Origin of the sequence: Streptomyces sp. SLBN-118 (assembly GCF_006715635.1) — a bacterium.
Taxonomy (GTDB): domain Bacteria; phylum Actinomycetota; class Actinomycetes; order Streptomycetales; family Streptomycetaceae; genus Streptomyces.
This window is the reverse complement of sequence record NZ_VFNP01000001.1, coordinates 1,875,291-1,896,337: the sequence shown is the minus strand read 5'-3', so window position 1 is coordinate 1,896,337 and position 21,047 is coordinate 1,875,291. Positions and strand designations below refer to the sequence as shown.

General features: G+C 71.6%; 12 protein-coding genes. All 12 read left to right on the top strand.

Features of this window, described 5'->3' with window-relative positions; genetic code table 11:
• Positions 1-269 precede the first annotated feature (269 nt).
• The 12 genes from FBY35_RS08550 to argF all read left to right on the top strand — a co-directional run bounded on the left by FBY35_RS08550 (position 270) and on the right by argF (position 20,917).
• Entirely contained in the window at positions 270-998 is a 729-nt protein-coding gene (locus FBY35_RS08550) for a Crp/Fnr family transcriptional regulator (RefSeq protein WP_142213199.1), read from the top strand.
• A gap of 77 nt (positions 999-1,075) precedes the next feature.
• Positions 1,076-1,867, top strand: coding sequence for a hypothetical protein (locus FBY35_RS08545; protein ID WP_142213198.1), 792 nt, complete (start codon positions 1,076-1,078; stop codon positions 1,865-1,867).
• Positions 1,864-4,158, top strand: a complete 2,295-nt coding sequence (locus FBY35_RS08540; protein ID WP_142213197.1) for a hypothetical protein — start codon at positions 1,864-1,866, stop codon at positions 4,156-4,158. The genes FBY35_RS08545 and FBY35_RS08540 overlap by 4 nt, the downstream gene beginning before the upstream one ends.
• Complete coding sequence (locus FBY35_RS08535; RefSeq protein ID WP_142213196.1) at positions 4,155-5,558, top strand: hypothetical protein; 1,404 nt, start codon at positions 4,155-4,157, stop codon at positions 5,556-5,558. The genes FBY35_RS08540 and FBY35_RS08535 overlap by 4 nt, the downstream gene beginning before the upstream one ends.
• Before the next feature lie 59 nt (positions 5,559-5,617).
• Entirely contained in the window at positions 5,618-6,064 is a 447-nt protein-coding gene (locus FBY35_RS08530) for a Pycsar system effector family protein (RefSeq protein ID WP_142213195.1), read from the top strand.
• A 7-nt stretch (positions 6,065-6,071) separates the two neighbouring features.
• Complete coding sequence (locus FBY35_RS08525; protein ID WP_142213194.1) at positions 6,072-8,498, top strand: vWA domain-containing protein; 2,427 nt, start codon at positions 6,072-6,074, stop codon at positions 8,496-8,498.
• A gap of 41 nt (positions 8,499-8,539) precedes the next feature.
• Positions 8,540-11,869 carry a tubulin-like doman-containing protein gene (locus tag FBY35_RS08520; RefSeq protein WP_142213193.1) on the top strand — a complete coding sequence of 1,110 codons (3,330 nt, stop codon included), beginning with the start codon at positions 8,540-8,542 and terminating at the stop codon, positions 11,867-11,869.
• 8 nt (positions 11,870-11,877) lie between these two features.
• Complete coding sequence (locus tag FBY35_RS08515) at positions 11,878-14,421, top strand: hypothetical protein (RefSeq protein WP_142213192.1); 2,544 nt, start codon at positions 11,878-11,880, stop codon at positions 14,419-14,421.
• Positions 14,418-16,535 carry a hypothetical protein gene (locus FBY35_RS08510; RefSeq protein ID WP_260848562.1) on the top strand — a complete coding sequence of 706 codons (2,118 nt, stop codon included), beginning with the start codon at positions 14,418-14,420 and terminating at the stop codon, positions 16,533-16,535. The genes FBY35_RS08515 and FBY35_RS08510 overlap by 4 nt, the downstream gene beginning before the upstream one ends.
• Positions 16,535-18,502: a hypothetical protein gene (locus FBY35_RS08505; RefSeq protein WP_142213191.1), complete on the top strand. Its 1,968-nt coding sequence runs from the start codon at positions 16,535-16,537 to the stop codon at positions 18,500-18,502. Before FBY35_RS08510 ends, FBY35_RS08505 begins: the two co-directional genes overlap by 1 nt.
• A gap of 82 nt (positions 18,503-18,584) precedes the next feature.
• On the top strand, positions 18,585-19,817 hold the full coding sequence (locus FBY35_RS08500) for an arginine deiminase (RefSeq protein ID WP_142213190.1): 1,233 nt from the start codon (positions 18,585-18,587) through the stop codon (positions 19,815-19,817).
• Positions 19,818-19,918: 101 nt separating this feature from the next.
• Positions 19,919-20,917, top strand: a complete 999-nt coding sequence (gene argF, locus FBY35_RS08495) for an ornithine carbamoyltransferase (protein WP_142213189.1) — start codon at positions 19,919-19,921, stop codon at positions 20,915-20,917.
• Positions 20,918-21,047: the final 130 nt, after the last annotated feature.

Genomic DNA, 21,047 nt, shown 5'->3' with positions numbered 1-21,047 from the left:
GCGGGTGTCCGGCGGATCAGGCCCGATCCGCCGGATCCCCTAATCGGACGCCTGATCGACGCCAAGAGGGGCGCATGGGTGCGGGGGAGGGGCGCACGCCGGTTTCGCGTTGACGCTCAAGTGCCGTGACACCTAGCGTTTTTTCACCCCGCCGTGTGACGTGACATCAACTCTGAGGCCGACGACGCCACTTGACGTGGGAGGAAGCACACACCGAGAGATGCCGTGGTCCCCCGGAAAAGGGCCAGATGGATCGTTGTGGGGGAGCGATGAGTCTGTTCGGCCAGGACCGCTCGTTCCTCGACGCACTCAGCGTCCAGGACCGCCGGGCGCTGCTTGCCGAGGGTGCGTCCCGCAACTACCAACCCGGCGACGTGATGATCCGCGAACGGGACACCACGACCTATGTGCTGGCCCTGCTCTCCGGTTGGGCCGTTGTTTCGGTCGAGACGGAGCGCAGCGCCCGGCTCATTCTCGCGCTGCGCGGCGCGGGCGAGGTCGTGGGTGATCAGGCTGCCGTCGACCAGGGGCCCCGCAGCGCCACCGTCACCGCACTCGGCCGGGTGGAGGCGGTGGCCGTGTCCGGCGTCCGCTTCCGGGGCTTCCTCGCCGCCCGGCCGCACGCCACATCACTGATCATGCGTCAGCTCAGCACCAGGCTGCGCAGCTCCGACATCGAGCGCCGCTCCCTGGCCTCCGGGACCGTCCTGCAGCGGCTGGCCGCCCGCCTCGTCGAACTCGCCGAGCGGGCCGGCCGCCGTGCCGACGAAGGCACCGTGCTCGAACTTCCCTTGCCGCAGCACGACCTGGCGGCAGCCATAGGAGCGACCCGGGAGGCGGTCGCCAAGGCACTACGCCTGCTCAGGGAGCAGGACGTCGTTCGTACAGCCAACCGCAGAGTGATCGTCACCGATCTTCAGGTGCTCCTGCTGCTGGCCCAGGGCCGGGTGCAGCCACCGGGGACACGGCCCTCGGAGAAATCTCCGCCGGCTGTGTAAACGGCTACATCGCCGGTCGCCGAGCGCGGCAAGAGTTGACCTGTCACCAAGCGCCACAGCACACGCAGGGAGTCCCAGTGAGCAGTGCGGGAGCCGTCCACAGACTGGTCGTTTTCGCAGACGCCTGTGGTTCGGGGGAGTTGGGCCTGGAAGCCAAGAAGCGCATGCGCGCCGCGATGTACGAGGCGTTCGCGGAGGCCTACGCATCCGTCGGCATGGAGCCGGGCCGGGTTCACCAGGAGGACAGGGGGGACGGCATACTCGCGGCCCTGCAGCCCGAGGTACCGCCGACCCTCATGGTCGGCCGGTGGGTCGACACCCTCTACGAGAGCCTGCGCGAGCTCAACGACGGCAGCGCCCAGCGCTTACGGTTACGCGTCGGCATGAACGCGGGCCTCGTCCTGAGCGACGGCAAGGGCCTTGTGGGACGCGCGGTGGACCTCGCCTGCCGGCTGTGCGACAGCGCCGCCGCGAAGCGGGTCATGGCCAACGCCCCCGACGCCGACCTTCTGATCGTGGTCTCCGACTGGCTGTACACCAATGTGGTCGCCGAGGGCGGGCGCTATGTCGAGCCGGGCCACTACCGCCAGGCGGCGGTCAGGAACAAGGAGACCGACGAGGCGGCATGGTTCCTCATTCCCCGCCGGCCGGAGCCGCCGCTCGACGGCCCGGCCGGGCATCGGACCGGCGGTGGGCCGAAGGGGGACGGCCCACCGCCTTTCTCCCCACCCGAGGAGCAGCGGACGTACGAGGAGCAGCGGACGTACAACGCCCAGGGGGACTTGCAGATCTTCAAGGGCAATGAGATCCACGGCGGATTCACCGGCATCCGCAAAGACGGCCCGGGCACGGGAGGCGATGCCGCATGAGCGACCAGGACGACGCTCCGCCCCAGGACGACAAGAGCGAGGAGCCGCAGCCGCAGTCCCCCGCCTCCGAGAACAGCGGCGGCGACTCGGGCGAGCAGCAGCAGACCGAGGCCAATCCCTTCGAGAAGGTCGGACGCAACTCCCTCGGCGGCGCGGGCGGCACCGGAGGCGCAGGCACCGCGCACGCGGCCCGGCGCACCTTCGCACCCGGCCGTGCCGAGCGCACGTACGACATCCGCGGCGACGGCCAGGTGTATGAGGGCAATCTCTTCATCGGCCAGTTCGGCCCCGACAGCCGGCCCGTCGTCCAGGGCAGGGTCCCGCAGGAGACGCTGAACCAGCTCGCCGACGTCTACTGCGAGGCCTCCGGCTACCACCGGATGAAGCAACTCCTTCGCACCGACGGCCTTCTGGTGCTGTGCGGCGAGCCCGGCAGCGGCCGCAAGGCCACCGCCCTCGCCCTGCTCTCCGAGCTGACGGGCAACCAGGTCACCCGTCTCGACCCGACGCACGCCGTGCACGAGATCAACGAGCAGATGATCGAGGCGGGAGCCGGACATCTGCTGGAGCTGCCGCAGGACGACGGGCGGCCGGAACCCGAGCGCCGCCGCGGCGAGCGCCGCCCGGAGACCCGCGGGCCCAGTCGGCTCTCCGAGCTCCACCTCGACGGCTTCGCCGAACTGCTGCGCACGTCGGACGCGTACGGAGTGGTGCTGATCGAGAGCGGAGACCTGGCCGACCGGGTGCTCCGCGGCCGCTACGGCATGTACTGCCCGCCCGCCCCCGCCGAGGAGGTGCTCCACCGCCATCTGCGGGTGCTGCTCAAGGGGGAGCCGGAAGGCGCACTGGAAAGCGCGCGGGCGCTGGCCGTTCGTGCCGATGTGACCGAGGCACTCGGCCTCGACGAGCTGCGGCCCCGGGAGGCTGCCCGGCTCGCCGATCATCTTGCCCGCCGTCAGAAGGGCGAGCTGACGGACGAGCAACTGCTCGACGACTGTGCCTCGTTCGTCCGGGCACAGGCACGCGCGTGGTTCGCTGGGGCCGACCGGCCGGGCACCCTTCCCGAGGCGCGGCCGACGCTGAGCGCGGCCGCCTTCCGTATCGCCGTGGCCGTGTTCAACGGCTCTCCCTACAGCCTCGCGGCGGAGGCCGCCGAACTGCTGGCGTGGGAGCTTGCGGTGACCCTCGATCCCGAAGAGCCCATGGGGCGCCGCCTCTTCGGCACCCATGCCGAGATTCGCCCGATGGTCGCCCGCTCCGTGCTGGAGGACGGCGAACTCGACCTCGGAGACGCCAAGGTCCCCATGCGCGCCATCCGCTTCCAGGGCGAGGCGCTGGCGACCGCGGTGCTCCGCGAGGTGTGGCACGGCTACCACAATGTGCGCGGCCCCATGGCCCGGTGGCTGCGGGTCCTGTGCGACGATCCGCGCCCCGAGGTGTGGGTGCGTGCCTCCATCGCGGCCGGTGTCCTGTGCTCCTGGGACTGGATCTACGGATTCGGTGAACTGGTGCGCCCCATGGCCACGCTGGACGGCGTCGTCCCGCAGATGGCCGCGGCCACGGCGCTCGCCGAGGCGGCGCGCGAGCCGAAGGTGCAGCCTGCCGTCAAGGCGCTGGTGAAGGAGTGGGGAAAGAGCGAGGACGACTCGCTGCGTGACACCGCCGTGCTCGCCCATGGCTATGTCCTGCCGGCCGGATCGGTCAGGTCCTCGCTCGATGCCCTGGCCGATGTGGTGCGCAGGCTCGGCGACGAGGACGCCGGCGTGATCGGCACGGCGTCGTTCAGCATCATGCGGCTCCTCGCCTCCGGCGAGCCCGAGACAGTCGTGGAACGGCTCTTCGACTGGCTGGAGGACGGGCGCAGGAAGCTCGCCGATCTCGTGCTGATCTCCATGATCGGGACGCTCACCATGCGGACCACCTACCTCTGGGGCCTTGACGAGGTCCCCGAACTCGAGCCGTACGACACCCAGCCGCTGATCGTCGCGCTGCTGGCGACCCGGCCCGATCTCGCGCCGGACCTCGCGGCCCTGGTGCGGCGCGCCGTCTCCACCGGCCGCGCCGGAGCGACGGCGCTCGACGAGCTGAGCAGCATGCTGCGCCGGGCCGCCCGCAATGAGGAAGCACTCGGGCTGGTCTGTGGCTTCCTGCCGCTGCTCGCAGCCACGCGCAGGGACCGCGACCGGCTGAGGAGCCTGCTGGCGGACCTCGTCAGGGACCGCGACCGGCCGCTGAACAAGGCGGCGGCGGGGCGGATGTGGGATGCCGTGGCTGAAGGAGCTGAGCGGTGACCGCGCGAGGGGCGGACGAGGAGCCGGGCGCCGCAAAGCAGAACCAGGGCTGGGAGTGGAAACAGAACCAGGGCCCGCAGCGCGAGCAGCGCCAGGGGCAGCCCGCGCCGCCGCCGGAACCGAACCGGGCGCAGAACCCTGAGCGGAACCGGGAACCGCGACCGTGGCAGCGCCCGGAGCAGGAAGGGAACAGGGACGGGAGCAGGGACACGGACATGGACCGGGACAAGGACCGGGAGCAGCACCGGGAGCGTCCCAAGGGACCTCTCGTACGCGAGTGCTCGCCGCCGTACCGGCGTCGCAGCGGCCAGATCGCGGCCGTCGTGCTGTACGGAAACGGCGGGCACAGTGTCGTGTGGCCGGGACGCCGCGAGAACCACCAGAGGACGTGGCTCCTCAGCCGCGCGTACACCGTGTTCGAAGTCCTTCTCGGCCGCAACGTCACCGAGTTCGACCTCCGGCTGCCCGCCTGTGGAGACGGGATCTTCTTCGACGCGTCGGCGAAGGTGCACTGGGAGGTCACGGACCCCTATGTGGTCGTCACCCAACGGGTCTGGGACGTCGCCGAGTTGCTGCACGACGAACTCCTCGACGGGCTGCGCGCCGTGTCCCGGCGGTTCGCACTCACCGACGCCCAGCGCGCGGACGAGGCGGTACGGGAGGAACTGCGGGCCGGTCGGCTGGCCCTGGGCCACGACCTCGGCCTGCGCACCTGGGTCCATGTCTTCATCGATCTCAACACGCTGGTCCAGCAGAACGTCCAGAAGCAGTACGAGGACGCGGCCGAACGCCGGCTGGTCGCCGAACGCGCCCGTGAGGTGGAGATCCTGCTGCGCCGCGGCGAGGAGGCCGAGATCGCGCATCACATGGCGCAGAACCCGGACAAGCAGTGGGAGATCCGGCGCGCGATCCGTCAGGAGAAGCGTGATGGGCAGGCCGACTTCCTCGCGGTGTTCAACCGGCTCATCGACAGCGGCGTACTGGAGCGTCACGACATCGGGGAGCCGATGTACGAGGTGCTGCAGTTCCTGCGGGAAAGCACCGGCGGCGTACTGGGCGGAGTCGTCGACCATGTGCTGCCCCGGTCCGGCGTGCAGCGCCCCGCGCTGGAGGAACGGGCGGTGCGGCCCGAGCCGCAGCGGCCCTTCTGGGACGAGGAGGAACCGTCCGGGATCGGTCCGGGCTACGGCTCGCGCGACGGTTTCGGCTCGCGCGACGGTTCGGGCTCCGGTTCGCCGGACGGCTCGCCCGACGGTTCCGGCGTGGGCTCCGGCGATCCGTATGTGTACGAACCGACCCGGGTGGAGTCGGCCGCGGAACGGGACCTCGACGAGCGTCGCCGGTCCCGGCGCAGCCCCAGCAGGCCCAGCGAGGCATTCGACGACTGGGACGACGAATGAGCTCCGGCGCCCCGGGGCCCGGCCGGCCCGGGTCCTCCGCACCCGAGGATGTCCGCTTCATGGCGGAAAGTCTGCTGACCTCGGTCCGCGAGGACATCGGCAGAGCCGACACGAAGGCGGCGATCCTGCTCTCCGGCGCGGTCGCCTTCCTCGCCGTCGTGGCCTCCAAGGGAGAGACCCCGCTGCCTGCCGCGGACCTGGTGCCGCCGCTTCTCGTCGTGGGCGGACTGTTCTGGAGTGCGGGCGTGCTGATGCTCGTCGCGGTGATCCTGCCGCGCACCCGCATCGGAGCCGACCGCACTCTGCTGCGTGACCTGGCGACCCGCGCCACCTCCGAACAACTGCTGGCCCGCCTCGCCGTGTCGGGCGAGGACGTCACCGGCTGGCTGCTCGACCAGGCGAGCGTGCACGGAGCCGTGCTCGCCGCGAAATACCGGTGGCTGCGCCTGGGTGTGTGTTCGCTCGCGCTCGGCGCGCTGCTGGCCCTCTTCAGTGAACTGTGGTGAGAAGACGATGCAGCTGAGAAGCAAGGCGGGCGCGCTGGTGGTGGCCGGTGTGCTGCTGGTGCTGTCCGGGCCGCCGACCGCGACTGCGACGGAGCCCGCCCGCACGCATGCCCCCGGCGCGGCGAAAGCCGCCGCGGCGGCCGAAGGTCCGGATCCCATCGACTTCGCCGTGGTCGTCGACCAGTCGAAGTCGCTCGCCGACAAAGACCTGATACGCGAGGTGGAGGCGGCGGCACTGCTCAGTCAGGGCGAGATATCCGAGCGCTCCCGCGCCGCCGTCATCGGCTTCGGCAGCTCCGAGAAGGCAGGACAGTCGCCGGTGCGCGAGGTGTGCGGGCTGACCGTCGCCGACGCCGCCGGACGCCAGCGCCTGAGCGACTGCGTACAGCAGCTGTCCCGCCGGGACCCCAAGCACACCGGCCCCGGAACCGACTTCCCGGCCGCGGTGCGCCAGGCCGTCGACCGGCTGTCCGAGGGCGCGGACACCGCCGTCCCGAAGGTCGTCTTCCTGCTCACCGACGGCAAGCTCGACGTCAGTGACAGCCCGGAGTACGGCACCGACGCCGCCAGCCGCCAGGCCAACGGAGCCAAGCGGCTGACCGAGGAACTCGCCCGCGCCCGCCGCGAGTCCGTCCAGATCTGGCCGCTCGGCTTCGGCAGCCAGATCGACAAGGCGGCCCTGACCGCGATGGCCGAGGGCGGCTACCGCAACGGCTGCGCCGATCTGCCCGGCGCCACGCCCCGGATGCGCGTGGTGGACAGCTCGGCGGAGATCGACCAGGCGCTCCAGGAGACGTTCGCCGCGGCCCGCTGCGCCCGGATCGCTCAGGGAACGGTCGGAAAGCCCCCGGCCGATCTCACGGTGACGATCCCGCCGATCGCCACCGACGGCTCGATCACGGTCAGCAAGCACGACCCCAAGGTGTCGGTCACGTACTACGACCCGAGCGGCCGGAAGGTGCCCACCCAGGGGGATTTCGACGGCTCGACCTTCGAGGCGAGCGGGCAGGACGGACCGGTCGAGGCCCTGCGGGTGAAGAATCCGCTGCCGGGCCGCTGGCGCGTCCACGTCGAAGCGCCCGAAGGGCACCGGGACCGGGAGGTCGCCGTCCGTGCCATCTGGCAGGGCAAACTGCGTTCTGCGGTGACCCTGGACCCGGCATCCCCGAGGGCCGGGGAGCGTGCCGTCGTCGAGGTACGGATGCAGACCAGGCGCGGTGTCGTGGTCACCGACGCGCGCCAGCTGGCGGGCGTCAAGGTCTCCGCGCGGCTGTCCGGAACCGGATTCACTCCGGTCACCGTGAGGCTGGTGGACGACGGCCGGGAGCCGGACCGCCAGGCCGGGGACGTGCGCTTCACCGGGACGCTCACCGTGCCTGCCGGCGCCTCGGGCGATCTTGAACTCACCACGCAGATGGCCGCTCCCGGGGTCAGTGCCGACCACCGCCCCCTGCACGCCCGCGTCACATCGGGCACCGAAAAGGTCACCGCGGGACTGACGGTCGAGCGCAAGAGCGTCCACCCCGGCGACACCGTCGAGGGCACCCTCGACGTCACCAACAACGACACCGGCCCGCACGTCCTGCGCCTCGCCCTCGCCGACCAGTCGCCGGGCTCCGCGGTGCGTATCAGCCCGGCCACCGTCACAGCGGCCCCCGGCGAGCGCACCCGCGCCAGGTTCGCCCTCTCGCTGGGCCCCGGCACCCCGCTCGGTGAGGTGGGCGGAAGCATCACGGTCGTCGACACGGGAGACGCGGGACGGGTGCTCGACAGCTCGTTCCTCGATGTCCGCGTCGAGGCCCGGCCCACCTGGTGGGACCACTGGAAGGGCTGGGTGACCCTCGGCGCGACGCTGGCGCTGCTGTTCGCGGCCTTCGTGGTCGTACGTCTCGCGGCACGCAGGCGACGCCGTGATCTCGCAGGCGTACAGCTGGAGTTGAGCACGGAGGGCCGGCCCCTCGATGAGCTCACCATCCGGTCCGGGCAGAGCACCGGCGGCGAATTCCATTTCACCGTGGACCGGGCGAGGGGCGCGGCGCCCTCGCTGCAGCGCAGTACCCCCGGAGCGTCCGGGGTCCACCGGCTGCGGCGCACCGGAGGGGGCGAGCTGCTGCTGCGCCCCCACCAGGGGCGCGAAAGCGCCGTGCGCGCGGGTGAGTCCACCGGTATCGCCGACGGCCTGGAGCTCGTCGTACGCGACCGGCGCGCTCCGGCCGGGCGGCCTTCACGTGCCGGGCGCACATGGCCCGGCGGCAGCCGGGGCGGCGGGCGCGGCGCACGTACCGCGGGCGAGGAGGGCGGCGCACAGCGGCGGGGCCGCTGGTCACGGCCCACCCGTGACGGTGATGCGCCGGACCGCCCGCGCCCGGCCGCCGACGACGCCGGAAGTGAGGAACAGCCCGCCGGTACCCGCCGGTTCGACCCCAATTTCTGAGTCACGACGGGCTGTCGCGGACAGCCCCAACGGGAGACGAGATGAAGATCTACCAGCCCATGCTCTTCGTCGGCCTGGGCGGAACCGGCGGTCGGATCGGCGCCGAGCTGGAGCGAGGCCTGCGCCGGGAGCTGTGCGGCCCCGACGGCACCAACCTGGTGGCCGCCGGCCGTCGCGCACCCTTCCAGCTGCCGGACTATCTGCAGTTCGTCTACGCGGACTTCAGTGAGTCGGAGCTCGACCGGCTGCCGCAGTTCAGCGCCAAGGGCGCCGAGGCCGCCGCGTACGCCCGTACCTCACGCGTCGTCCATGACCTGCTGCCCACCGGCTACGACAGCTCCCCGGAGGTGACCCGCATGCTGCGGGTCGCTCTGCACGACGAGACCCACGGCTGGCTGCCGCCCCAGGAGCGGCAGCCGCGCGTGGCGCCCCTGCACAACGGCGCCGGGCAGTTGCCCACGGTGGGCCGGGCGGCCCTCTTCGCCACGCTCCGCAGCGGCCTGGAGCCGGTACTGCGCCAATTGCGCGTGGCCATCAGCACCATCAGCAACTCCGCCGGAGACCTCCGCGACCTGGGCGGGCGGCAGATCCGCGGCTGCGACGTGTTCGTTGCGTTCTCGGTGGCGGGAGGCACCGGAGCCGGGATCTACTACGACTTCATCCACCTCATCGGGCACGAGTTCCGCAAGTCCAAGGTGCCCGGGGTGAAGATCTATCCGCTGGTCGTCATGCCGTCGGCGTTCCCGCCCGAGGCGGGCGGGGGGCGTGAGGCCGAGCTCAACTCCGCCCGCGCGCTGGTGGATCTCTCCCGGCTTGTCGACGACCAGAACGTCCCCGACGCCCACGGCGAGCTCGGGGACGTGGAACAGCGGGGCTCGATCAGCGTGCGCTATCCCGGGGACGGGGTCGTCGCGCTGCGCCCCTCGACCGTGCAGACGGCCTTCCTCTTCAGCAGGCCCGCCGTCATCCGCCCGGAGGACCTGCGCCGCTCCATCACCGCGATGGTGATGTCGCTCATCGGCACGGAGCTTGGGGACGAGAGCAACCAGGGGCGCTCCGAGGACGAATACCAGTCGTTCGCGGCCAGTTTCGTCAACAAGAGCGTGGAGCGCTCGACTCCGGCACGCTCCGGCATCGGCTACCGCGGTATGTCGACCAGTCTGGCCGCCTCCCTGACCGTCCCCGTCGATGATCTCGCCGAAATAGTGGCGGGCCGGATGCTCGCCCAGGCGGTCCGCGGGATGGCCGAGGACGCCCGGCGGCCGCGCGACGACGGCACCGAGCGGGTCCAGGAGCTCTTCGAACGCTCCGGAATCGGCAGGCTGTGGACCCGGGAGGCACCCGAGATCCCGGTCCCCGATCCGCTGCCCAAGGGATCCAGGCAGATCGCCCAGGCCCTCCGCGACCGGATCGGTGACATGGAGGACCGCCTCGGCCGGCTCGGCCGCGACCTCGACCGGGAGGTGCCGCGCCTGGTCGAGGACTTCAAGCCGCAGATCGGCGCGCGTGAACTCCTGGGCCTGATCGGTCCGTTCCACCTGGAACGAACCCTGGCCGGACTGCCCGGCCACCCTCAGCGGCCCGCCGAGGCCGGGTTCGCCGGGATGCTTGAGAACCGCAAGAACGACCCGGAACGGCCCGACGGCATCCAACCCTCCGCTCCCAAGATCCCGCGGATCAAGGGCGCGGTGGGCGGGCTCGTCCCCGCCCGCTGGGGCGACCCGGACGTCCAGGAGGCGATCGACGAGCAGGACGCCTGGTACCGCTGGCGGTCCAACCGGCTGTGGCACCGGGCCTGGAAGGAACAGGAGTCACGGTGGCGGCCCCCGCTCGCCCGCACGAGCAAGGAGCTCGGCGAACTCGCCAGGGCGCTGCGCGCCCACGAGGAGGGTGAGCGCAAGCTGTTCATGGAGCGCCGCAAGGAGCTCTACCGGGACGACCGCACCGGTGTCTCGTATCTGCTGCCGCCGCAGAACAACCTCAGGGCCTTCTACGACGATGTCTTCGACCGTCTCGTCCAGCACGAGGGTCTGCCGGAGAACACCGATCCCGCCGGGCTGCTGGCCAGGCTGATCCAGCCCGAGGACTGGCAGCGCGCGCTGGACGCCGTGCGCCGCTCCCCGCGCGCTGCCGTCAAGGAGCTCAAGCAGGTCGTCGAGCAGCGGGTGAAGGGCCTCTTCGGGGAGGCGAGCGTGCTCAACGATCGCCCCCTGCTGCCCTCGATGGCGGTGCTCCTGCGGGCCGCGGCCGGGGACGAGGACGCCGAGGCCACTGTGGACAGCCGCTGGCTGGAGCAGTTCCGCTCCCAGCTGGCGGGCCTGCTGCCGGTCGGCTTCACCCCCGACGGCAGCGGTCCGCTGAAGGTCCTGGTCGTACACCCGCAGAGCGAGGCCGACGGACGCGCCGCGCAGTACCTGCAGCAGGAGCTGAACCTGCCGCGCGACCCCCAGGCGACCCAGGAGTACCGGGCCGTGGACACCGAGTCCATCACGGTGGTCCTGTTCCGCAGCGGCATGAGCCTGACCGATGTCTCCGAGGTACGTCATGTGCTCAGGCTCTGGGCGGAGGCGCGCGACACCGCCGGGGTGGACGACTTCCTGCACTGGCGGCAGCGGCTCGGCTACCGCGACGACTGGCTGGCCAGCACGGAGGACGACCGGCAGCGCATTCTGCACCGCATTCTCTGCGCGATGTGGAACGGCCGCGTCGACGTCGAAGGACCGCCCACATCGCCCGAGTTGCTCAGGATCCGGCTCCAGGAGGGCGAGTCGGCGACCATGACCCTGCGCCTGGAGGCCTTCGACGGATCCGTCTCCAGCTGGGCCGGGCTGCTGCCTGCGTACGAGCGGTGGGCGCTGCTGGACGAGGGGCAGATCATCGAAGACTTCTGCGACCGGCTGATGCGCACCCAGCCCACCGGGCTCGCCACCACGCCGGTGGCTCCGTCGCCGCTGTTCAAGACGCTGGTGCACGAGGTGGCGCCGCGGCAGATCGCGCTCCTGGACGAGCTCACCGGGCAGTACGGGAAGGAGGACGAGGAGTGGCTCGTACCTCTGCGGCACTTCTGGGAGCAGACCCTCAAGGGAGCCCTGGAGCTGCGCTTCCCGGGGGCGTCGCGGCCCACCCGCCCCTCGCTCCGGGCACTGGACGAGCGGTATGCGCGGGAGGCGGACCAGCAGCCGGACGCGCGGTCCAACGGCGGACGCAGCGCCGGGGCAGCGGCGCACGGGTGGCTGGAGCCCGAGGCCCCGGAGCGTGAACCGGAACGGCGTGAGCCCCCGAGGCCGCGGCAGTCTCCGGAGCACACGGCGCCGGAAGGCGGCACGTCCTCGGCGAGGTACCCCTGGGACCGGGACGGCGGGGAGGAGTGAAGCCGGCCGTGACACCCGAACACCACACTCCGTCCCACGCGGTCTGCCTCGACCTGCGGTCCTTCGACGGCGGCCCGCCGCTGGAGCGAGCGGTGGCCGACGCCCTGGACGAGCCCCAGCAGGGCGACGCACGGCGCTTCGTCGTCCTCGACGACGCGTGCGACCTCATTGCCCATCAACTCCTCTACGAGCAGCTCTACTCCTACGGACCGGCCCAGGTGATCTGCCTTGCGCTGGGCCCGGGGGACGACCGGACCCTGCGACGGCCGCTCACCCTGCGGCCGCCCGCCGCGGGGGTGCTGTGGCTCCTCGATGTGTCCGCTGGGGCGGGCGCCACCGGAAACGTCCTGCGGTCGGGGACACCCGCCGCGGACGAGGCCCTGCGCCCGCTTGTCGAACTCCTCGTCATGCCGGACGTGTTCGACGCCGTACTGAGCGCGCTCGGGGATGTCGTCCACGGGGTCGCGGTGCCTGCCGTGCGCATCCTGGAACACGATCTGACGGACGACGCCAGGGCCAGGTCCTGGTGGCAGGCGCTGGAGAGCCTCGTCGGCCAGGAGGGCCCCGCCCCCGCGCTCGGCGACACACTCCCCGCCGAACTGGCGCTCCTCCTCGGCGACAGTGTCCCCCGCAATCTGGAGAACCGGGCCTGGCTGCTGCCCGGCGGCCCGGCCGAGGCGCGGCACCGGGAGTGCGGCGCAGCGCTGCGCGACAGCGTGGACGGCTACGAGCAAGTGCGCGGCTGGAAAGGGCTGTTCACCATGAGGGCGGGGGAGGCGGATCTGCCCGGCCGCCTCGAACGGCTGTCGTTCGCCCTGGCCGGGTACCAGGAGACGATCGCCGGGGCGCTGTCCGACGGCGGTGGCGTACGGCTCACCTCCGAACAGCGCAGCAGGCTCGTGGAACGCGGCATCGATCTGCCGGAGATCCCCGAAGTCTCCCGCAGCAGTGTCGGACCAGGCCTTCGCGGTTTCACGGAGAGCCTGATCGCCAGGCGCATGCCGCTGCGTTCGGTCGCCGCACGGCTGGCGGCGCTCTCGGACCGCTCGTCCCCGGCAGGCAGTACGGCCAGGCTCGCCCGGCTCGACGAGATCTGCGACCGGAGCTATCTGGCGCATCTCACCTCTCCCGTGCCCTTCGCCGCGGGCGGTTCACGGCGCCTCGCGGCCGTTGTGGCCTTCGTGCTGGCCTTCGCCGCCGGGCTGTGGCCCGGACTCGGCTGGGCGCTGGGACCGGCAACCGCCCTTGCCGGGGCGGCACTCGCCGTCCTCATGCTGCGCCGCCGGCCCAATCGGTCGCCGGACGGCAGACTCGACGGCGGAGGCAGTTCGGGGGCTGCGCCCCGCCTGTTCGGCGGTCTTGGGGGCGGCCTCGCCGGGGCGCTCACCGGTCAGCTGCTCGGGCTGCCCGCCTGGGCCTGCGCGCCCGCCCTGGTGATCTCGCTGGGAATGGTGGTTCTGCTGGCCCTGCGCCACTGGACCGCGGCCGTCGACGGCTGGTGGCGCGCGACGGACGCGGAGTTCGCCGCCCAGATGGTGGGCGAGATCGATCAGCTGCTCATCGAAACGGCCGTCCACGACTGGCTGTTCGCCGATGCGCGCTACCACTGCTCGGACGGCGCGCGAGCCGTCTCCCTGCTCCTTCGTGGCCTCGCGGACACGGCGGAGCAGCACATGGCGGGTGGTTCGCCGCAGCCGGCGGCGGCGCGGCAGGAGGAGCGGGGGCAGCAGCCGACGGCCGGAGCGGAGCCGCAGTCCGCGTCGTGGAGCTGGGACAGCTGGGGCGACAGCGCGGCCGAGGACGGCTGGCTCGATGCCACGCCGGCCGCCGGTCCCTCGGGCGCTCCGGAGCCCGCCGGTTTTCCGGAGCACACCGACCTCTTCGAGCCCGCCCGGGCTCAGGAGGCCGTCCAGGCTCCCGCCGAGAAGGACCAGCCGTCCACCGACCTCTGGAACGCCGAGCCCGTCGCCGATCCCGCGTGGCTGGAGCGGGAACGGGGAGACGGCGGCCCGGCGCTGGTCGACACGCTCGTCTCCGACCTCATGGACGGAGTGGCCCTGATCGTCAAACCCTGTTGGGGAGCAATCGAACGTGACCCGTCGAGCGCGGGCCGGATGCCGCTGGAGCGGCGGATGGGCGAGCTGCTCGACGAAGTGCACACCCGGCTGCGGCGGGACGGAGCGGCCTCGCCGCCGCCGTACGCAGCCCATCCCGAACGGCGCCCGGGCGCACCCCAGTTGCTCGGCGTCTCGGCCGAGCGGGTCGCGTGGCTCCTCGGATCGGGCGGCGTGGCCGAGCAGGCCGTCCCCCTGTGCGGCGCCGAACACCGGCGGATGCTCTCCAAGGACCCGGTGGCCGTTCGCCAGGTGCGGTTCGTCCCGGAGGCGATGCGCCGTGGCGCGGAAGGGGACGAGACCCCGGACAGCTGGCGCGTCGCGGCCGAGGACGTGGTGTGGACGGCCACCGGCCGCCACGCGGGCGTACTGCGGCTGGTGCCGCTGCGCGCCGAGACCGTCCGCACCGTCAGGGGAGAGGAGGGCGGTGCGCCATGAACCGGCCGGAAGGCGGCGCGCACTCCGCGCCGGGACCAGGACCGGACGAGCTGGAATTCTTCACCCACAAGGAGGACCTGGTCCGGTTCGCGGCCCGTTTCGGCGCGGATCGGCGGATGCCCGAGCGGCCCTCGCTGCTCGCCCGCAAGGTGACCCTGGGTGCGGGCTGGCCGGTGCACCAGTACCGGCTTCCGCGCTCGGCCCACGGGGACCCCCAGGCCTACGGGACGCTGGAGCGCGAGGTGGCGGCGGCCGTCGCCCTGGAGCGGCGCTACGGCTCCGAGCGCTACGGCGAAGTCTTCACCCGGATGATCGGCTTCGACCTGGAGGCCCCGGAACCCTTCATCCTCTACCGGATCCACGGCGGTGAGCCGATCAGCGCCCGGCGCGGCGCCCTGAGCGTGGACGAGCAGCACCGTGTGCTCGCCCAACTCGCCCTGTCTGTAAGGCTGCTGGAGGACGTGGGCGTTGTCCACCGCGCCATCGCGCCGGAGACCGTCCGCTGGGACGGCACCCATGTACGGCTCACCGAGCCCTACGGCGCGCTGCGCACCAAAGAGCCCAGGAGCGCGTTCGGCGCGGCTCCCTGGGCGTCGCCGGAGCAGCGCGAGGGCACCGGCGTGGCCGATGCCAGGGACGATCTGTGGGCCGTGGCTCAGCTGATGTACTTCCTGCTCTCCGGGCGGGCGGACAACGGTGCGGGCCCGCCCGCCGACCTCGCCGACTTCCGGCGGCTGGCCGCGCTGGAACAGGGCGGTGTGTTCGCTCCGCTGGCGCAGGCAAGACCCACGCCGGCGGAGCTGATGCGGCTGCTCAACGTTTCCGACCCGCTGGCGGCGTCCGCCGGCGGCAGCGACCCCCTCGGCCGGGCACGTGCGGAATACGACGCGCAACGCGCCCGCAAGAGAAGGGAGCTGGGCCTCGACCGGGACACCGACGAGGCGATCACACCCTCGCCCGCACCTGCCCGCCGCTCCCTGCGCTCGCTGCTGGGTGTGGCACCGCAGGCGAACGGAGCAGGGCCCGCGCAGCCGGCCCCCGAGCCGCCCGCGGCCACCCGCTCCCGGCTCTGCCCCCACTGCCTGCTCCCGGTCACTTTCGACGAGAGCATGCTGATCACCATCTCCGCCAAGGGCGATCGCGTACCGCTCGACCTGAGTACGGAACACCGCCCCGCACACCGTCAGGACGCGCTGCGCCAGGCGTTCCACCGCTGCCCGCATGCCGAGGGGGACAGGTCCCACGAGCTGCCGGTCCCGTATCTGACCCACGGCGAACCGCTGTCCATCGCTCTGGTGGGCAGCTCGGCCGTGGGCAAGACGCATCTGCTGGCCGCCATGCTCGGCGAGATCGAGCAGGGTGGCCTCGAGCCGTACGGACTCAAGTGCCTGCCGCTCAACCCGGCTTCGCACCGCACCTTTCTGCGGGAGCGGGTGCAGGGACTGCACCAGGGCAAGCAGCTGGCCCGCACGGGACAGCAGACCTTTGCGCGCTTCGCCGACGGTCTTCTGGTCACCGGGCGCGGGGCGACCAGGCCGGTCGTCTTCTTCGACCTCGCCGGTGAGGACCTGGCAGAGGAGGGGGAGGTGACCGGATTCCTGATGGGGGTCGGGGCCTTCATCTTCGTACTGGATCCGTTGCGGGCACTGCGGTTGCCGTTCCTCGACCCGGTGCGCGAGCGCAACAGGCTGCGCCGGCGCGATCTGGGCGACGAGGCGTTCACCACCGTCCTCAACCGGATCCCGCGGCGCGGGCCCTATGTCGAAGCACCGGCGGCGGTCGCGGTGAACAAGAGCGACCTGGTGCGCTTCGACCCGTCCGTGGACCGCTGGCTGGGCCGCGCCCTGCCACCGCACTTCGACGCGGAAGCGGTGCGGGCGGAGAGCCGTGACGCCTATGCGTTCGTGTCGCATCACGCCAGCTCCGCCTGGCTCAAGCCGTTCGACGACTGTGCCCGCTGCACGCTGCACTTCGTGGCGGCGACCGGGGGACAGGCGAGGGGCGACGAATTCCCCCATGGTGTCAGGCCACGACGGGTGCTGGCACCGCTGCTGTCGATCTTCGCCATGTGCGGGCTCCTGCCGGGAGCGGAGCCGAGAGAGGTGGGCGCCTGATGGTCCGGCAAGAGGAATCGGTGGACCAGATCGTCTTCCGCTGGGACGCGGACAACGCTTCGGGCACCACCGGGTTCGGTCCGGTGGCCTGGTCCTGCGGTCAGGAGCACGCCGACGTCGTCTTCCGCAGCGTGGCCTCGCTGCTGCGGGCGACCGGCGAGGACACCGCGCCCGCGCTGGTCCGGCTGGAGCGGGACAACAGTGCGCTGCTGCTGCACCGCACTCCCTGGCGCGACGCGAGCGGGCACACCCAGACGATCTGCCATGCCCTGCTCGGCTCGTCCCAGACGCTCGACCCCGAGACCTGTCTCGGGCTGCACACCTGGCGCTGGGAGGGCAGCCAACTGCCCCTGGACGAAGTCCGCGGGCCTCTCGGCAAGGTGCCGGCGGCCACGCTGATCGGCTCGGCGATGGAGGGGCAGCGTCGGCTGGCGGAGAGCGTTGCGGATGTGGAGGAGGAACTGACCGGCCTGGTCGCGGAGTATCTGCGCCATCCGCGGCACCGCTTCACGGTGCTCGACCGGCAGGGCGGCGACAGCGCCTGCCGGGTGCTGTGGGGAATGGCGGGCATCTTCGGTGGGCTCATCGGGAGGGGCTGGACCTTCGCCACCCATGACACCTCCGAGACGACGCTGCTGCGCTTCGTCTTCGTACGCAGCTGGCCGGGCGCGGCGGCCCAGGACACCCAGCGACTGCGTACGGATCCGCTGGAACTCCGCCGGGACCGTGCTCAGCAGCTCGCGTCCGGTCTGGTCCGGCACCATGTGCAGGCTCAGGCCGAGGGGCGGGAGTTCGAGGTCGACAGGGAGCTGCGACAGGCTGCCGCGTCGCGCCGGGCGGGGAGCGGCGGTGGACGCGAGACCCTGCTGGACACGGTGGAACGGGCCCTGTCGGCCCTGGAGAGCGCGGGAAGGGCTCGCGCCCGCCGGGCGGAGGAACACCGTCCGCCGCCGTGGGAGGCGCCGGTGCCGTCGGCGCGTGAGCCGTACAGCGAGCGGGAGCCGGACGCCGGGCGGCCGGACCCGTACTCCGGGCGCGAGCCGCGTACGACGCATCAACGGCCCCCCGTGCTGCAGCCCCGGCCCGTCGCGCAGCCGGTTTCGCACCCGAGCCCGCTCACTGTCCCGCAGCCGCCCGCGCCCGCGGGTCCGGCGGCAGAGCCCGAGGTCCGCATCGTCCGGCCGGAATGGCCAGTCCCACAGGGGAGCCCGCGCCGCCTCGTCCCGCGCCCCCGCCGCCGTGGTCCCACCGTCGACCACCAGGAGCTCCTGACCGTCCTCGCCGCCTTCCCCGATCGCTACAACGGCCCGGCGACCCAGGCCAGAACCGTGGTGCGGGGGGCCACGGACGAGGATCTGCTGCACATGCTGCGGGCGAGCATCCACTACGAGGCCCTGACCCTCGTGATCGCGGAACTCGCCCACAGATGGCCCCACTGGCAGCGGAGCCGTCGCCGTCACCTGTGCGACACCCTCCTCGACCTCGATCTCTTCCTGACCGAGACACATGGACTCGGCATCGGGGGTCCCGGCGACGAGATCCGGGCCGCCAACGCCGCGGCGCTGTACAGCTGGGCGATCCGGCCGCAGTTGAACGATCCGGAGACGATCAGGCGGCTGGCCGAGCTGCTGCCGCGTCTGAGCACCGGACCGCACCGGGCCGGGCGCGGGGCGGCCTGGCAGATCGTCTCGGGCGAGCGGCCCGGACTGCCCGAAACGGTGTGGTTCTCCCTGCTCAGGGCAGCGCACGGACAGCGCGAGCCGGACCGCGGCGTCACCGGAGCTGCACGGGTGGTCCCGCAGGTGCTCCCGGACCGTGCCGCGGGGGACCAGGCCCCACCGCCGTCGGCGGCCCCACGCGATCCCGACCGTTCCGCGGCACAGGACGGCCGCATGATCGTTGTCGCCCTCGCCGGCGTGCTCGTGGTGGCCGTTGCGCTCCTCGTGATGCTGACGAGTGTGATGTGATCCGGCCGCCGACTGTCAAGATTCACCGGATGAGTAGCCATTCGCAGGGTGAATGGCGCTCGGTGCGGGTGAGTATTGGGTCATGGGATTCCATGTCGACTCCGAGGCCGGGCGGCTGCGCCGGGTCATACTGCACCGGCCCGATCTGGAGCTGAAGCGCCTCACGCCCAGCAACAAGGACGCGCTGCTCTTCGACGACGTGCTCTGGGTGCGCCGTGCCCGCCAGGAGCACGACGGCTTCGCCGACGTGCTGCGCGACCGCGGGGTGGAGGTGCATCTCTTCGGCGACCTGCTGCGCGAGTCGCTGGAGATTCCGGAGGCCCGAAAGCTTGTCCTGGACCGGGTCTTCAACGAGAAGGAGTACGGTCCGCTCGCCACGGATCACCTCCGCGCGGTCTTCGACGAACTGCCCTCCGCCGCCCTGGTGGAGGCACTGGTGGGCGGAATGACCAAACGCGAGTTCCTCGCCGGTCATCCCGAGCCGACGTCCGTCCGCTTCCATGTGATGGACCTGGACGACTTCCTCCTCGGCCCGCTGCCCAACCATCTCTTCACCCGCGACACGTCGGCCTGGATATACGACGGCGTCTCCATCAACGCCATGCGCTGGCCCGCGCGGCAGCGCGAGACCGTCCACTTCGAGGCGATCTACAAGCACCACCCTCTCTTCACGAGTGAGGAGGCGGGGGACTTCCACCACTGGTCGGAGGGGCAGGACGACTACCCGTCGACCATCGAGGGCGGTGACGTCCTGGTGATCGGCAACGGCGCGGTGCTGATCGGCATGAGCGAGCGCACCACTCCGCAGGCCGTGGAGATGCTGGCACGCGGGATGTTCGCGGCCGGTTCCGCGCGGACCATCGTGGCGCTGGACATGCCCAAGCGGCGGGCGCTGATGCATCTCGACACCGTGATGACGATGGTCGACCGTGACGTCTTCACCCAGTACGCGGGGCTCGGGATGCTGCGCTCGTACACCATCGAACCGGCCGAGGGCGCACAGGCGCTGAAGGTCACCGACCATCCGCCGGAGCACATGCACAGCGCGATCGCCGCCTCGCTCGGTCTGAAGGAGATCCGGGTGCTCACGGCGACGCAGGACGTGCATGCCGCGGAGCGCGAGCAGTGGGACGACGGCTGCAATGTCCTCGCCGTCGAGCCGGGTGTCGTCGTCGCGTACGAGCGCAATGTCACGACGAACACCCATCTGCGCAAGCAGGGCATCGAGGTGATCGAGATTCCCGGCAGCGAGCTCGGCCGGGGCCGGGGCGGCCCTCGCTGTATGAGCTGTCCGTTCGAGCGTGAAGCCGTCTAGCGGGCCCGGGTCCGGCCGAGCTGGGCCGCCCGTATAGCAATGCAGGAGTACGTATATACTTCCACGGTCCCCGCATCCGCGACCCAGGAGCAGCAGCCACCATGGCGATACATCTCGAAGGCCGCCACTTCCTCAAGGAGCTGGACTTCACCGCCGAGGAGTTCCGCGGTCTGGTCGACCTGGCAGCCGAGCTGAAGGCGGCCAAGCGGGCGGGGGCCGAGGTCCCGCGGCTGCGGGGCAAGAACATCGCCCTGATCTTCGAGAAGACCTCCACTCGCACCCGCTGCGCATTCGAGGTCGCGGCGGCCGACCAGGGCGCCGCGACCACGTACCTCGACCCGGTCGGCTCGCAGATCGCGCACAAGGAGTCCGTGAAGGACACCGCGCGCGTACTCGGCCGGATGTACGACGCCATCGAGTACCGCGGGCACGGCCAGGGTGTGGTGGAGGAACTCGCCGTGCACGCCGGAGTCCCCGTCTACAACGGGCTCACCGACGAATGGCACCCCACCCAGATGCTCGCCGACGTGCTGACGATGACCGAGCACACCGACAAGCCGCTGGATCAGGTCGCGTACGCCTATCTCGGCGACGCCCGCTACAACATGGGCAACTCCTACCTGGTCACCGGCGCGCTGCTGGGCATGGACGTGCGGATCGCCGCCCCCCGGCTGCTGTGGCCGGACGACACGATCGTGGACCTGGCGCGCGGGCTGGCCAAGGCGTCCGGTGGCAGCGTCACGCTGACCGAGGACGTCATCGAGGGTGTGCGGGGCGCCGACTTCATCGCCACGGACGTATGGGTCTCGATGGGGGAGCCGAAGGAGGTGTGGGACGAGCGGATCGCGCTCCTCGGCCCCTATGCCGTGACCATGGACGTGCTGCGCGCCACCGGCAACGCGGACGTGAGGTTCATGCACTGCCTCCCCGCCTTCCACGACCTGGGAACCAAGATCGGCCGCGAGATCTATGAGAGGCACGGTCTGACCGAGCTGGAGGTCACCGACGAGGTCTTCGAGTCCGAGCATTCCGTCGTGTTCGACGAGGCGGAGAACCGGATGCACACGATCAAGGCGATCATGGTGGCCACGCTCGGCTGAGGACCGGTGGGCTCGGTGTGGCGCACGGGTGGCGGGTATACGCGTATCGCGCACTCGTGACGGGAGTCACGTATGAGTGATAACTTCGGAAGGGCAGGCAGCAGACCGCCCGCCAGAAGGAGGCCACACT

Excerpts from the sequence above, each read along its gene's own strand:
- FBY35_RS08550 (WP_142213199.1), top strand. The coding sequence starts at position 270 with ATGAGTCTGTTCGGCCAGGACCGCTCGTTCCTCGACGCACTCAGCGTC.
- FBY35_RS08540 (WP_142213197.1), top strand. The coding sequence starts at position 1,864 with ATGAGCGACCAGGACGACGCTCCGCCCCAGGACGACAAGAGCGAGGAG.
- FBY35_RS08530 (WP_142213195.1), top strand. The coding sequence starts at position 5,618 with ATGGCGGAAAGTCTGCTGACCTCGGTCCGCGAGGACATCGGCAGAGCC.
- FBY35_RS08525 (WP_142213194.1), top strand. The coding sequence starts at position 6,072 with ATGCAGCTGAGAAGCAAGGCGGGCGCGCTGGTGGTGGCCGGTGTGCTG.
- FBY35_RS08520 (WP_142213193.1), top strand. The coding sequence starts at position 8,540 with ATGAAGATCTACCAGCCCATGCTCTTCGTCGGCCTGGGCGGAACCGGC.
- FBY35_RS08510 (WP_260848562.1), top strand. The coding sequence starts at position 14,418 with ATGAACCGGCCGGAAGGCGGCGCGCACTCCGCGCCGGGACCAGGACCG.
- FBY35_RS08505 (WP_142213191.1), top strand. The coding sequence starts at position 16,535 with ATGGTCCGGCAAGAGGAATCGGTGGACCAGATCGTCTTCCGCTGGGAC.
- FBY35_RS08500 (WP_142213190.1), top strand. The coding sequence starts at position 18,585 with ATGGGATTCCATGTCGACTCCGAGGCCGGGCGGCTGCGCCGGGTCATA.
- argF (WP_142213189.1), top strand. The coding sequence starts at position 19,919 with ATGGCGATACATCTCGAAGGCCGCCACTTCCTCAAGGAGCTGGACTTC.